The organism is Bradyrhizobium sp. th-b2 (genome assembly GCF_000426785.1).
Taxonomy (GTDB): domain Bacteria; phylum Pseudomonadota; class Alphaproteobacteria; order Rhizobiales; family Xanthobacteraceae; genus Bradyrhizobium; species Bradyrhizobium septentrionale.
Genome location: NZ_AUGA01000021.1, coordinates 43,270 through 56,828, shown reverse-complemented (window position 1 = coordinate 56,828; position 13,559 = coordinate 43,270). Strand labels below are relative to the sequence as shown.

Here is a 13,559-nt window from a genome sequence, read left to right as displayed (position 1 = left end):
GTTGTTAGAGCGAGCTGCGGCCCCAGCGTCGCGCAGCGACGAATAGCGGTGGTTATGGGTCCCGGCCTTCGCCGGGACGACACGTGTTTTGGGGCGCGCATATTGTGCGCTCATCGCAGTCTCGCCTGACGGAATATTTCCGCGCTTGCCAAGGCCGCTACGGCGGTTCAGAAAAACGCTGGAGCCAGGAAACGCCAGCGGAGAGCGATTTGACCATCAAGGGCAAGGCCTACATTGCCGGGATCTACGAACATCCCACCCGGCATGCACCCGATAAATCAACAGCACAGCTGCACGCCGAGGTCGCCAAGGGTGCGATCGAGGATGCCGGGCTCACCAAGGACGACATCGACGGTTATTTCTGCGCCGGCGACGCGCCGGGCGGGCTGTGGCCGATGGTCGATTATCTCGGCCTCAACACCAGGAAGCTGCGTCACATCGACTCCACCGAGACCGGCGGCTGTTCCTATCTGATCCATCTCGGCCACGCCGCCGAGGCGATTGCCGCGGGCAAATGCTCGGTCGCGCTGGTCACGCTGGCGGGCAAGCCGCGCACCGGCCCGATGCCGCCGCGCGCCTCGGGTGCCGAGGCCGATTTCGAATCCGCCTACGGGGCTACCACGCACAATGCCTACGGCATGTGTGCCATGCGCCATATGCACGACTACGGCACCACCTCCGAACAGCTCGCCTGGATCAAGGTCGCGGCCTCGCATCACGCGCAATACAATCCGCATGCGATGCTGAAGGAGGTCGTCACCGTCGAGGACGTGCTAAACTCGCCGATGATCTCCGATCCGCTGCATCGGATGGATTGCTGCGTCGTCACCGACGGCGGCGGCGCGATGATCGTCACCACGCCGGAGATCGCCAAGAGTCTGAAGAAGCCGCTGGTGCGGCTGATCGGCCATGGCGAGGCGGCGAAGGGCCCGCGCGGCGGCAAGGATCTCGATCTGACGTATTCCGCCGGCGTGTGGTCCGGCCCGCGCGCCTTCGAGGAAGCGGGCGTGACGCCTGATGACATCAAATACGCCTCGATCTATGACAGCTTCACCATCACCGTGCTGATGCAGCTCGAGGATCTCGGCTTCTGCAAGAAGGGCGAGGGCGGCAAGTTCGTCGCCGACGGCAATCTGATCTCGGGCGTCGGCAAGTTGCCGTTCAACACCGACGGCGGCGGGCTGTGCAGCAACCATCCCGTCAATCGTGGCGGCATGACGAAAATCCTCGAGGCTGTGCGCCAGTTGCGCGGCGAGGCGCATCCGAAGGTGCAGGTGAAGAACTGCGACCTCGCGATCGCCCACGGCACCGGCGGTCTGCTCGGCGTTCGCCACGCCGCCTCAACCTGCATTCTGGAGCGTGCGTGATGTCTGAAGCCAAGAAGTACAATGCCCCGGTGATCAACCCGGAGACCGCGCCGTTCTGGGAGGCGGCGAAGGTGGGCAAGTTCATGATCAAGCGCTGCACCACCTGCGGCGAAGCGCATTACTTCCCGCGCGCGATCTGCCCGTTCTGCTTCTCCGACAAGACGGTGTGGGAAGAATCGAGCGGCGAGGCCACGGTCTACACCTACAGCCTGATGCGGAAGTCGCCGACCGGTCCCTATGCGATCGCCTATGTGACGCTGAAGGAAGGTCCGTCGCTGCAGACCAACATCGTCGATTGCGATCTGGAGAAGGTGAAGATCGGCCAGAAGGTGAAGGTGGTGTGGAAGCCGACCGACGGCGCCCCGCTGCCGTTCTTCACGCCGGCCTAGCCTCAAAAGTACCTTCCCCCCTTGCGGGGGAAGGTGGCAGCGCAGCTGTCGGAAGAGGGGTTTCTCTCCGCGAGAGATGTGTTTGTGGAGATAACCCCTCTCCCAAGCGAGTTCGTGTTTGATGTCGGTGCAGCCCTCTCCCGCAAGGGGGGAGGGCGCAATAACGGGTAGCGCCGAAGAGAGACAACAATTCGGGGAGAAAACAACAATGCCGATCGTGTACGAACAGCTGATGGCCCTGAAAAATCTCGGCCAGGAATACAGCTACAGCGACCGCGAGGTGATGCTGTACGCCTATGGCATCGGCCTCGGCGCCGATCCGATGGACGAGAAGGAACTCGCCTTCGTCAATGAGGGCGTGCTGACGCCGCGCCCGCTCAAGGTGGTGCCGACATTCGCTTCGGTCGCCGCGTGGGGCGCCGGCCCCGGCGAGATGAATCTGAACCGCGTGATGGTGGTCGACGGCGAGCGCGACATCACGTTCCACAAGCCGTTCGCGACCGCGGCCCATATCACGGCCGACTCGACCGTGCTCGACGTGTTCGACAAGGGCAAGGACAAGGGTGCGGTGATCCGTCACCAGACCGTGCTGAAGGACGAGAAGGGCGAGAAGCTCGCAACGCTGGTCGCGTCGCGCTTCGCCCGCGGCGATGGCGGCTTCGGCGGCCCGTCGGACGGCCAGCCCGAACCGCACAAAGTGCCGGAGCGCGCGCCGGACAAGGTCGTCGATATCACCACGCGGCCCGACCAGGCGCTGGTCTACCGGCTCTGCGGCGACCGCAACCCGCTGCACTCCGATCCGGAGTTCGCTAAGAAGGCCGGCTTCCCGCGGCCGATCCTGCACGGCATGTGCACCTACGGCATCACCTGCCGCGGCGTGCTGCAGACCTATGCCGACTACGATCCATCCGCCTTCAAACAGCACGTGGCGCGGTTCTCCTCGCCGGTGTTTCCCGGCGAGACCGTGACCATGGAGCTGTGGAAGGACAGCAACGTCGTATCGTTCGAAGCCAAGGTGAAATCGCGCGGCGTCACCGTGATCAAGAGCGGCAAGACGGTGCTGGCGTAGCTCTCGTGCCCCGGACGCAGCGCAGCGCGCAAGCGGTGTGATGCAGAGCCGGGGCCCAGTCGCCGGGTGTGGGTCCCGGCTCTGCGAAGCAGCGTCTCACGCAGCATCGCGTCCGGACACGATAACAAGGGAGAAGAAACGATGGGATTGCTCGACGGCAAGGTGGCGCTGATCACGGGCGCCGGCGGCGGGCTCGGTGAAGCCTATGCAAAACTGTTCGCTCGCGAGGGCGCGGCTGTCGTGGTCAACGATCTCGGCGGCCCGCGCGACGGCTCGGGCTCCGACAAGTCGATGGCCGACAAGGTGGTCGATGCGATCAAGGCCGAGGGCGGCCGCGCGGTCGCCAACGGCGCCGACATCTCGACGCTGGCCGGCGGCCAGTCGGTGTTCGACGACGCCATCAAGCATTTCGGCCGCGCCGACATCCTGGTCAACAACGCCGGCATCCTGCTCGACGAGACCTTCCACAAGGCCAAGGAAGCCAACTGGGACAGGGTGATGAAGGTGCATCTGAAGGGCACCTTCTGCTGCACCCAGCCGGTGTTCAAATGGATGCGCGACAATGGCGGCGGCGTCATCGTCAACACGTCGTCGACCTCGGGCCTGATCGGCAATTTCGGCCAGACCAATTACGGCGCGGCCAAGGGCGGCATCTGGGGCCTCTCCAACGTGCTGGCGATCGAGGGCCGCAAGTACAACATCCGGATCTGGACGCTGGCGCCGGGCGCGCTGACCCGCATGACCGCAGACCTGCCCCGCTACAAGGAGAACCCGGGCGCGGCGCTCGGGCCTGATGGCATCGCGCCGGCCGTGCTGTACATGGTCAGCGACTTGTCGGGCGACCAGACCGGCAAGGTTCTCGGCGTCTCCGGCCCGCGCGGCGTCCGCGAGATGCGGATGATGGAAATGGAGGGCTGGAAGCCGCCATTCACCGGCTGGAAGGCCGAGGATATCGCCACCCACGCCAGGGAGATCTTCTTCTCCGAGCAGCAGATCAAGATGGGCGCGCGGCGGTTCTGATATATACAGTCAGGGCGTCCGAACGACGAACCCCAATGCGCAATCGCGCATTGTAGAACCTCGAGATTCCGGGTTCGATGCTGACGCATCGCCCCGGAATGACGGATAAGAGGATAGACCCGCCCATGACCAAACTCACCGCCCAGGCCGCAGGAACCTTTGCGATCGCGCCGACCCCGTTCCTTGACGACGGCCGCATCGACGAGGCGTCGATCGACCGGCTGACCGATTTCTATACCGAGGTCGGTTGCGACGGCGTCACGGTGCTGGGCATCCTGGGCGAGGCGCCGAAGCTCGATGCCGCCGAGGCCGAGCAGGTCGCGCTGCGCTTCGTCAAGCGCGCCAGGAAGCTGCAGGTGATCGTCGGCGTCTCGGCGCCGGGCTTTGCCACGATGCGCTCGCTGGCGAAGAAGTCGATGGATGCGGGCGCCGCCGGCGTCATGATCGCGCCGCCGCCGCATCTACGCACTGACGACCAGATCATCGGCTATTTCAAGCAGGCGCAGGAAGCGATCGGTGACGATATTCCCTGGGTGCTGCAGGACTATCCGCTGACGCTGACCGTCGTGTTCACGCCCGCAGTGATCCGCAAGATCGTGATGGATTCGCCATCCTGCGTAATGCTCAAGCACGAGGATTGGCCGGGCCTGGAGAAGATCTCGACGCTGCGCAACTTCCAGAAGGACGGTTCGCTGCGGCCGCTGTCTATTTTGGTCGGCAATGGCGGCTTGTTCCTCGATTTCGAGATGGAGCGCGGCGCCGACGGCGCGATGACGGGCTATGCCTTCCCTGAGCTCTTGATCGACGTCGTCAATTTGTCCAAGGCGGGCAAACGCGATGCCGCGCACGACCTGTTCGACGCGCATCTGCCGCTGATCCGCTACGAGCAGCAGCCCGGCGTCGGCCTCACCGTGCGCAAATACGTGCTGCAGAAGCGCGGCATCATCTCGTCCAGCGCCCAGCGCAAGCCGGGGGCGGTGATCACGCCGCAGGCGAGGGCGGAGGTCGACTATCTGCTCTCCCGTGTGGCGCGGGTCGACCGCCGCGCCAATCTGCAACCGCAATCCACTGCAGCAGGCTAATCATGACCGAGATCGTTGCTCCGCGCCTTGCCTCGACCGTGCTGTTGCTGCGTGACGGTACGTCGGCGCGTGAAATTGAAATTTTCATGATGGTCCGCCATCACCAGATCGAGTTCAACTCGGGCGCGCTGGTGTTTCCGGGCGGCAGCGTCGACAAGAACGACAAGGAGATCGCGGCCAACCCCGCGCTCTATTCGGGCGGGGAAGGGCTCGACGCCGACGCGCTCGGCTTCCGAATCGCGGGCATCCGCGAGACTTTTGAGGAAAGCGGCATTCTGCTGGCGCGGCCGCAGGGCTCGAAGGACCTGGTCGATGCCGGGCGCGCGAGCGAGATCGCGACCGCGCATCGCGCGGCCCTGAATGAAGGCAAGATCACCTTCCACAAGGTGCTCACCGACAACAGCATGGTGCTGGCGCTCGACGCGCTCGTGCCTTACGCGCACTGGATCACGCCGGAGGGCATGCCGAAGCGTTTCGACACCTGGTTCTTCCTCGCCGCTGCACCGCCCGAGCAACTCGGCGCCCATGACGGCAAGGAATCCACCGACTCGATCTGGGTATCGCCGCGCGAAGCGCTGGAGGGCGGCGAGACCGGCCGCTTCAAGCTGCCGTTCCCGACCACGCGCAACCTGATCAAGCTCGGCAAGCAGCCGAGTGTCGGCGCCGCGCTCGCCGACAGCAAGGACAAGTCGATCGTCGCGGTGATGCCCGTGATGACCAAGACCGCCACCGGCCGCCAGCTCCGCATCCCCAAGGAAGCGGGCTACGACGGCGAAGTGTTCGAGGTCGGGGCGCTGGGGTAGTCCCGTCACCCCCGCGCAAAGGCTTCGCCTTTGTCGCTGGAGGAGCGCGCTCTTGCGCGCCTCTCGAAGGGTCGACGGCCCGACTGTGGACGTGCATCCTTCGAGACGCCGCTGCGCGGCTCCTCAGGATGACGGTTCGGCATCTTCACACTTCGATCTGTAACGAAGGAGCGGCGCAACACATTCGATGTCGTCCCGGCCTAGTGCGCAATTGCGCACGGGAGCCGGGACCCATAGCCACCGATCTTCATTGTTGCGCGACGCTGGGGCCACACCTTTTTCCAACAATACAACCCCGTGGTAATGGGTCCCGGCTCCCGTGCGCAATTGCGCACTAGGCCGGGACGACGATCGGAAAGAGAATCGCTTTTTCATACTTCGGCCCGTAGCGAAGTATCATTGCCTCCCGCCGACGTAGGCTCCGTCTCAACATCGAGACGGAATCTGCAACATGACCACCACCACACCCCGCCAACCCGGCATGGCCTTCGAGCTGGCCTTGCTGCTCGCGCTCGCCACGCTCTGGGGCGGCTCCTACACCTTCATCAAGCTTGGCGTCGCGACCATCCCGCCGATCACGCTGATCGCGGCGCGCACCGCGATCGCGGGCGTGCTGCTGTTCGTCATCATGCGCCTACGCGGCGTGACGATGCCGACCGACGGCGCGAGCTGGCGCCGCTTCATCTTCCAGGCCTGCCTCAACAGCGTGATCCCGTGGACGCTGATCGCCTGGGGCGAGCGCTACGTCGATGCCGGGCTCGCCACCATCCTCAATTCGGCCTCGCCGATCTTCACCTTCCTGTTCACCGCCGCGATCACTCGCCATGAGACGGCTAGCCCGCGCGAACTGTTCGGGGTGATCGCCGGCATGGCCGGCATCTGCCTGATCGTCGGCGTCGATGCATTCCGCGATCTCGGCGACGGAATCGTGGCCGAGGTCGCGATCGTCGCCGCCACCATCTGCTACGCCTGCGCCGCGATCTTCAGCCGCGGCTTCAAGGGGCTCGATCCGATGGCGCCTGCCGCCGGCTCGCTGATCGCGGGCGCCGCGATCCTCATTCCGCTCAGCCTCGCCGTCGAACGGCCTTGGACCCTGTCGCCGTCGACGAGCTCGCTGCTCGCTCTGCTGGCGCTTGCGGTGTTCTCGACCGCGATCGCCTTCGTGATCTACTTCCGCCTGATCCAGACCCTCGGCTCGGTCGGCACCACCGCACAGGCCTATCTGCGGGTACCGATCGGGGTTGCGCTCGGCGTCGCATTTCTGGGCGAGCGGCTGAGCCCGACGGCCTGGATCGGGCTCGCCTGCGTCGTGATCGGCGTCGCCGCGATGACGATCCCTGCGCGAAAGATCGCCACCGCCTGAGGTCATCGCCGCGATGACGATCCTGGCGTCTGAAGTTTCGCCAGCCGAAACCGGCGCCTTGCTGCCGCCGGCCAGTCCCTGCATCCTGCCCGCAACGAGATCACGGGGTAGGGAAACGGGACGATGCTGCGGCGGATCAGCCTCATTGCCGGTGCGTGCCTGGTGTTGCTGGCGATGGCGGGCGCGGTGCGCGCGCAGGATTTTCCGAGCCGGCCGATCCGCATCGTGCTTCCCTATGCACCGGGCAGCGTCGCCGACGTGTTCGCGCGGATCGTCGCGCAGGACATGCAGGAGCAGTGGAAGGGCACGATCGTCGTCGAGGCCAAATCCGGCGCCAACGGCTCGATCGCGGCCGAGGAGGTCGCGCGCGCCGCGCCCGACGGCTACACGTGGCTGTTGGTGACGACCTTCTTCGCCGCAAGCCCGGCGCTCAGCACGCAGCTGCGCTGGGACCCGGTGAAAGACTTCGCGCCGGTCGGCCAGATCTGCCTCGCGCCGAATTTCTTCATCGTCCCGGCCTCGCTGCCGGTGAAAACCGTCGCCGACTACGTCGCGCTCGCCAAGGCCAAGCCGGGCACGCTGAACTACAGCCATCCCGGCAAGGGCTCGACCGGCCATCTCGGCTTCGAACTGTTCAAGCGGCTGGCCGGGATCGACGTCACCGCGATCGGCTATCGCGGCTATCCGCAGATGGTGCCCGACATCGCAAGCGGCCTGATCACCTCGAGCTTCCTGTCGGCCAACCAGGCGCTGGCCCAGGTGCAGTCCGGCAGCATCTGGCTCATTGGAGCGATCAGCGACGGCCGCTCGAAATATTTCCCCGATGTGCCGACCTTGGCCGAGCAGGGCTATGCCGAGGCGCAGGTGACGCCGTGGTTCGGCTTCGTGGTGCCGTCGGCCACACCGCGGCCGGTGGTCGAACATATCAGCGCGGCGCTGGAAACGGCGCTGGCCTCGGCCGCGGTGCGGAAGAAGCTCGATGTCGCCGGCTGCGACGCCAGGAGCACGCCGCTCGGGCGCTTCGCCGACATCATCAAGGCGGATGTCGCCCTCTGGGCCAGGGTGGTCAAGGAAGCCGGCATCCCGCCCGACTAGGCCCGACGTCGCCCTGTGCCGGAATCAGCCACCGGCTGCTATCATCGGGGTGACACAGATCACACCGCCGGCCCGCTCAGCCGCCTAGCATGTTTACCCAAAGCCCGTATTTTCCCGTATATTGGGCGTATTGGACCCCGGCCTTGATGACATGACCGCTGAATTGCCGCCGAATTCGCAAGCGCCGCGTGCGTTCTCCCTCTCAATTGGCCAGCTCACATTCGGCAGCTTCCTGCTGGTGCTGGCTGTGATCATCATCACATCCACGGCCAGCGTCATCGCGATCCGCCACATCGATACGACCTTCGCCGAGTTGCAGCGGCTGCAAAGCGTCGGCGACATCGCGGAGGACATCGACCGCCGCACCAACGAGCTGCGGCTGGCGGCGCGGGACTTCGTCACCGAGCCCGGCAGCCAGTCGCAGTCGGCCCAGGTCGCGCAGGCGGCCCAGTCGCTGAGCGAAATCCTGAAAAAGACCCGGATCGAGCTGGCGCCCGAGCAGCAGGACATGATCGACGGCGTCACCCAGCGGCTCGCGACCTATCGCGGCGGGATCGAGCGCATCTCGACGCTGCTCAGCCGCCGCGCCGAGATCGTCGCCGGGCTGCCGGCGCTGCGCGACGCCTTCGACAAGGCGGTCGACTCGAGCGGCGATGCGGCGCTGGCCAACGCGCTGTCACAGGACCAGAGCCGGATTGCCACCGCGCTCCTGGCGCATAATACGTCCGCCGCCGAGCAGGCCGCGCAAAGCATGCGGGCGATGACCGTCACCGACCCCGCCTTGCGCAGCGCCATCGACAATTATGCCGAGGCCATCATCGCGGTCTCGGTCCGCGAGGGCCAGATCGCCGACATCGACAGGGAGGTGCTCGGCGCCGAAGGCCGGCTGATTCAGAAGGTGACCGAGCTGTTGCGCGAGCTCTCCAGCCGTCGCGGCCATGTGCTGGCGCGCGATTTTGCGCGGACGCTGGCGGAAGCGAAATGGCAGAGCATCGTGCTCGGCACGGCGGGCGTGCTGATCGGCCTGTTCGCCTCGGTGCTGGTGGTTCGCCGCACCGTCCGCCCGCTCGCCAGGATCGCCGGATCGATCCGCAAGGTCGCGGGCGGCGAGAAAAGCGCGTTCATTCCCGGCGCCGATCTCGACAACGAGATCGGCGACATCGCGCGCGCCGCCGAAGTGTTCCGCCAGACCCTGGTCGACGCCGACAACGCGCGCGAGGCGGCGCTGCGCGCGCTCGCCGAGCAGCGGCTCGCCGAGGAGAGCTACCACAAGCTGTTCGAGGCGTCGGTCGACGGCATCTACGTCACGACGCCGGGCGGTACGCTGCTCAACGCCAATCCGGCGCTGGCGCGCATGATGGGCTATGCCACGCCGCAGGACCTGATCAACGGCATCGACGACATCGCAACCACCGTCTATGTCGATCCGGCGGCGCGGGAGCAGTATCAGAAGCTGATGCAGCGCGACGGCACGGTGCGCGACTACGAATACCAGGTGCGCGCGAGCGACGGCACCATATTGTGGCTGTCGGATTCCGCGACCGTCGTACGCAACGACGAGGGCGAGGTGATCCGCTACGAGGGCACGGTGCGCGACATCACCGACCAGAAGCGCGCCGAAGACGCCATCGCCGAAGGCCGCCGCATGCTGCAGATGGTCATCGACACGGTGCCTGCCGTCATCAACGTCAAGAACAGCGAGCTGCGCTATGTGATGATGAACCGCTACATGGCGGGAATCTTCGGCATCGATCCGCAGGACGCGCTCGGCCAGACCACCGCCGAGCTGATGTCGCGCTACGGCGCGGCCAAGACCGACGAGAACGACAAGCGCGTGCTGTCGGTGCGGCGCGAGCTCGGCTTCTACGAGGAGGAGTACAAGGACTCGGCCGGCAACATGCGGCAATGGCTGGTCAACAAGCTGCCGATCCTGGACTCGCAGGGCGACATCGAGAACATCGTCACGGTCGCGCTCGACATCGGCGATCGCAAGCGCTCCGAGCAGGAGATGCGCAAGGCCAAGGACTCCGCCGAGGCCGCGCTGCGCAATCTGCGCGAGACGCAGAATTCGCTGATCGAGGCCGAGAAGCTCGCCGCGCTCGGCCGCCTCGTCGCCGGCGTCGCCCACGAGGTCAACAATCCCGTCGGCATCAGCCTGACGGTGGCGTCCGCACTGGAGCGCAAGACCGCGATCTTCGCGACCCAGGTCGAGCGCGGCGACCTGCGCCGCTCGAGCCTCAACGATTTCCTCAACACGGCGCGCGACGCGTCCTCGCAGCTCGTCGCCAATCTCAATCGCGCCGCGGAACTGATCCAGTCGTTCAAGCAGGTCGCCGCCGACCGCAACTATTCGGACCAGCGCACCTTCGATCTCGGCGACCTCACCGAGCAGGTGGTGATGAGTCTGCGGCCCGGCCTGCGCAAGCACAATCTGACGCTCAACGTCGATTGCGAGCCGAACCTGATCATGAATTCCTATCCGGGGCCGTATGGCCAGGTGCTGACCAACCTGTTCCTTAACGCGGTCGCGCATGCGTTCCCGGACGGCAAGGCCGGCGAGGTCGAGATCCAGGTGCATGCGTCCGGCGGCGACAATGTCGAGGTGATCTTCGCCGACAATGGCTGCGGCATGAGCCTCGATGTCCGCCGCCGCGCCTTCGATCCGTTCTTCACGACGCGGCGCGACCAGGGCGGCACCGGCCTCGGCCTGCACATCGTCTACAGCATCGTCACCACGCGGCTCGGCGGACGGCTCTCGCTCGACTCCGCGCCGGGCAACGGCACGCGCATCCAGATGATCCTGCCGCGCGTCGCACCGCTGGAGCAGGCCGCGGAGTAGGTGGGACTCGCGGTGGCCGGAACGTCATTCGCTTTTGCTCCGTCATCCTGAGGTGCGAGCGGCGCGAGCCTCGAAGGATGCACGGCCTGGCCGGTGGCCGTCGATCCTTCGAGACGCGCGCAAGAGCGCGCTCCTCAGGGTGACGGCGACGGAATCGTCAGCACTCTGAATCGCTAATTGATATCCGCGAGCTTGTGCAGCGTGGCGCTGAAGATCAGGCTGGCCTTGCCGACCAGCGCGGTGCCGCTCATGGTGCCACGGGTGTCGGTGAAGGTGCCGGAGACACCGATGCCGACCGGGGCGGGCCCGCCGAACAGCGGGTTGTCGGTGTCGCGCGGCGTGGTGTGGCGTTGCACAAGGACTTCGCCCTTGAAGGCGTCACCTTTCACCGTGTAGCTGCCGGTGTAATATAGGTAGGCGTCGCCGCCCAGAATCTGGCCGTCGCGAAACAGAATGACGCCGCTGCCCTTACCGACGCGACCGTCCAGCAGGGTGACGTGAATTGAGTAGAGCCCGTTCTTCATAACGTCCCATGTACCGGCTGCCGCGCCCGCAGCAATCCGGATTGGTTTTTATGCCAAAGCGGGCAACCTCGTGCAATGCGGCAGGTTGATTCCCGGGTCTCCCGCGTTCGGGTGAACCCTCGGTTCCTGCCAGGCAGTGTGACGGCGCGATGACAGCGGACCGTACGCGCGAATCAAAGTGGCCCGCGAAATGCATAGCTCTGGTTGCACTGGCCGGTGAGTGCTGGAGCGAACAGATGACAGACTGGATTGAGTCCGGCGGCCGTTTGGCGCGCCCTCGCAGTGCCAATGGAACTTCGGCCCGTCGTGCGGGCCTCATGATGGTGTCACTCAGGCTCGGACTGGTGACGCTGGTGTCGGTGGTGGCCGTGCAAATCGCGCACGCGCGCGATCCCGACGGCCGCTATGCCAATTCACCGCTCAAGGAATGGTTCGACAGTCTACGCAGCGGCAAGGGGCCGTGCTGCTCGGATGCCGACGGCAGCGCGGTCAGCGACGTCGATTGGGAGTCCAAGGACGGACATTATCGCGTGCGTCTCGACGGCCAGTGGTTCGATGTTCCCGATGAGGCCGTGGTCACCGTGCCGAACCGTGCGGGCCGCACCATGGTCTGGCCGATCAAGAGCTACATGGGCGTCACGATCCGCTGCTTCATGCCCGGCAGCATGACGTAGCGAAGGGGATCGTCGGTCACACGTACTTCTTGTCGCGCTCGAGTAACTCGATCGAGATGCCCTGCGGGCCCCGGATGAAGCAGATCCGCACGCCGGGTCGGATCGTGGTCGGCTCCTTGGTGAACTCGACACCCTTGGCCTTGATCTCGGCCGCGACCGCATCGATGTCCTTCACCGTCAGTCCGAAATGATCGAGCCCCTGATAGGGCGTCACCGGGGCGGCGTTGACGCCGTCGCCTTGCGTCACCTCCGCGATAAACACCTGGGCGCCGCCGAGTTGGACGTCGATCCGGCCGGGGCCGCGGATGATTTCGCCGCCGAGAATGTCGCGCAGCCAGGTTGCGGTGGCCTCGGGATCGGGGCTGCGCAGATGGACGTGGTCCCAGGTGACGACAGGCATTGCGATCTCCTTTTTGTTCTTGCGCAGCTGGGGGCACGGCACGCGCTCTCGCGCGCGAAAGTAGCGAGCGGCCGGCCGTGACGCCATCCCTCCGTCACCGCAGTCGCAAGATTGTCGTCCCGGAATGAAACCATTCCGGCCGTCAGCGATTGTTTCTCGCGTGGCCGCTCGGCCTGCGGCCGTCCGGAAACCGCTCGGCGCGATGCCTGCGTGGCTTCCCCGGTGTGCGGCGGCTCGATCGGGCGTCCAGGGGGTGAGGGCACCACGATGCGGATCGGCTTGTCGTTTCAAAGGACTGCCGCCGGACGTCTCGGTCAGGGCGGCTTCTATGCCAGCCTGCTGCTGTCGGTCATCGCCATAGCCGGGATCGCCGCGTGGTTCATGCTCCCCGAGCCGAGCGATGCCGGGGACCAGGAGCTGTGGCCGATCTCGCCCGCCGTCATCCGCACTACGCAATACACATCGACCGAGGCCGAGCCCGCTCAGCCCGCAAAGGCCGCCCCAACCGCGCCGGCGGATGAGCCGGCCACGGTCGGGATGGCGACCGCCCCGCAGGCGGTCGAGGCGGCGAAGCCGTCGGAGCAAGGCGCTGAACGGTCGCCGCTGGAGAAGCTGCGGATCGCCTCGCAATCATGGCGGCGCGGCGGGCTGGGCTCGAAGGCGCTGGTGACCCTGACTCTGCGCAACGCCAATGACTTCGCGGTCAAGGACATCGAGATCGCCTGCGCATTCATCCGCCGTGACGGCAGCCCCCTGACCGAGCGCAAGCGGCTGATATCAGACACCATTGCCATGAAAAGCCGCAAGACCTACTCGCGGATGCTGATCGGGTTCGTCAACGTTAACGCAAACAAGGCGAAGTGCTCTGTCGTGACCGCCAGCCGCGTTTAATCCCCATTCCCGAAAAAGTGACCGGGAATTGACTTGCCGGGTG

General features: G+C 65.7%; 13 protein-coding genes. 11 read left to right on the top strand and 2 right to left on the bottom strand.

From position 1 onward, the window contains the following. Positions 1-209 precede the first annotated feature (209 nt). The 9 genes from K359_RS0124540 to K359_RS0124500 all read left to right on the top strand — a co-directional run bounded on the left by K359_RS0124540 (position 210) and on the right by K359_RS0124500 (position 11,027). The gene (locus tag K359_RS0124540) at positions 210-1,367 is read left to right on the top strand and encodes a thiolase domain-containing protein (protein WP_029081709.1); all 1,158 of its coding nucleotides are present in this window, start codon (positions 210-212) and stop codon (positions 1,365-1,367) included. After that, positions 1,367-1,756 (top strand): Zn-ribbon domain-containing OB-fold protein, encoded by a 390-nt coding sequence (locus K359_RS0124535; protein WP_029081708.1) that lies wholly within the window; start codon positions 1,367-1,369, stop codon positions 1,754-1,756. Before K359_RS0124540 ends, K359_RS0124535 begins: the two co-directional genes overlap by 1 nt. 208 nt (positions 1,757-1,964) lie before the next feature. Beyond that, positions 1,965-2,825, top strand: a complete 861-nt coding sequence (locus K359_RS0124530) for a MaoC family dehydratase (RefSeq protein WP_029081707.1) — start codon at positions 1,965-1,967, stop codon at positions 2,823-2,825. A gap of 141 nt (positions 2,826-2,966) precedes the next feature. After that, the gene (locus tag K359_RS0124525) at positions 2,967-3,845 is read left to right on the top strand and encodes an SDR family oxidoreductase (RefSeq protein ID WP_029081706.1); all 879 of its coding nucleotides are present in this window, start codon (positions 2,967-2,969) and stop codon (positions 3,843-3,845) included. Positions 3,846-3,970: 125 nt separating this feature from the next. Continuing rightward, positions 3,971-4,927, top strand: coding sequence for a dihydrodipicolinate synthase family protein (locus K359_RS0124520; protein WP_029081705.1), 957 nt, complete (start codon positions 3,971-3,973; stop codon positions 4,925-4,927). A 2-nt stretch (positions 4,928-4,929) separates the two neighbouring features. Beyond that, on the top strand, positions 4,930-5,730 hold the full coding sequence (locus K359_RS0124515; RefSeq protein ID WP_029081704.1) for an NUDIX hydrolase: 801 nt from the start codon (positions 4,930-4,932) through the stop codon (positions 5,728-5,730). A gap of 451 nt (positions 5,731-6,181) precedes the next feature. Beyond that, positions 6,182-7,093 (top strand): DMT family transporter, encoded by a 912-nt coding sequence (locus K359_RS0124510; protein ID WP_029081703.1) that lies wholly within the window; start codon positions 6,182-6,184, stop codon positions 7,091-7,093. A 123-nt stretch (positions 7,094-7,216) separates the two neighbouring features. Continuing rightward, on the top strand, positions 7,217-8,188 hold the full coding sequence (locus tag K359_RS0124505) for a tripartite tricarboxylate transporter substrate binding protein (protein ID WP_029081702.1): 972 nt from the start codon (positions 7,217-7,219) through the stop codon (positions 8,186-8,188). Between the two features lie 151 nt (positions 8,189-8,339). Continuing rightward, positions 8,340-11,027, top strand: coding sequence for a PAS domain-containing sensor histidine kinase (locus tag K359_RS0124500; RefSeq protein ID WP_029081701.1), 2,688 nt, complete (start codon positions 8,340-8,342; stop codon positions 11,025-11,027). 173 nt (positions 11,028-11,200) lie between these two features. Here K359_RS0124500 and K359_RS0124495 read toward each other — a convergent pair whose 3' ends face one another. Beyond that, complete coding sequence (locus K359_RS0124495; protein ID WP_029081700.1) at positions 11,201-11,551, bottom strand: GrlR family regulatory protein; 351 nt, start codon at positions 11,549-11,551, stop codon at positions 11,201-11,203. Positions 11,552-11,787: 236 nt separating this feature from the next. Between K359_RS0124495 and K359_RS0124490 the strand changes: the two genes are divergently transcribed. Beyond that, the gene (locus K359_RS0124490; RefSeq protein WP_084518494.1) at positions 11,788-12,225 is read left to right on the top strand and encodes a hypothetical protein; all 438 of its coding nucleotides are present in this window, start codon (positions 11,788-11,790) and stop codon (positions 12,223-12,225) included. 16 nt (positions 12,226-12,241) lie between these two features. Here K359_RS0124490 and K359_RS0124485 read toward each other — a convergent pair whose 3' ends face one another. Then, positions 12,242-12,625, bottom strand: a complete 384-nt coding sequence (locus tag K359_RS0124485; protein ID WP_029081698.1) for a VOC family protein — start codon at positions 12,623-12,625, stop codon at positions 12,242-12,244. A gap of 210 nt (positions 12,626-12,835) precedes the next feature. On the opposite strand from K359_RS0124485, the gene K359_RS57385 reads away from it, so the two are divergent. After that, positions 12,836-13,516 (top strand): hypothetical protein, encoded by a 681-nt coding sequence (locus tag K359_RS57385; RefSeq protein WP_156928646.1) that lies wholly within the window; start codon positions 12,836-12,838, stop codon positions 13,514-13,516. Positions 13,517-13,559: the final 43 nt, after the last annotated feature.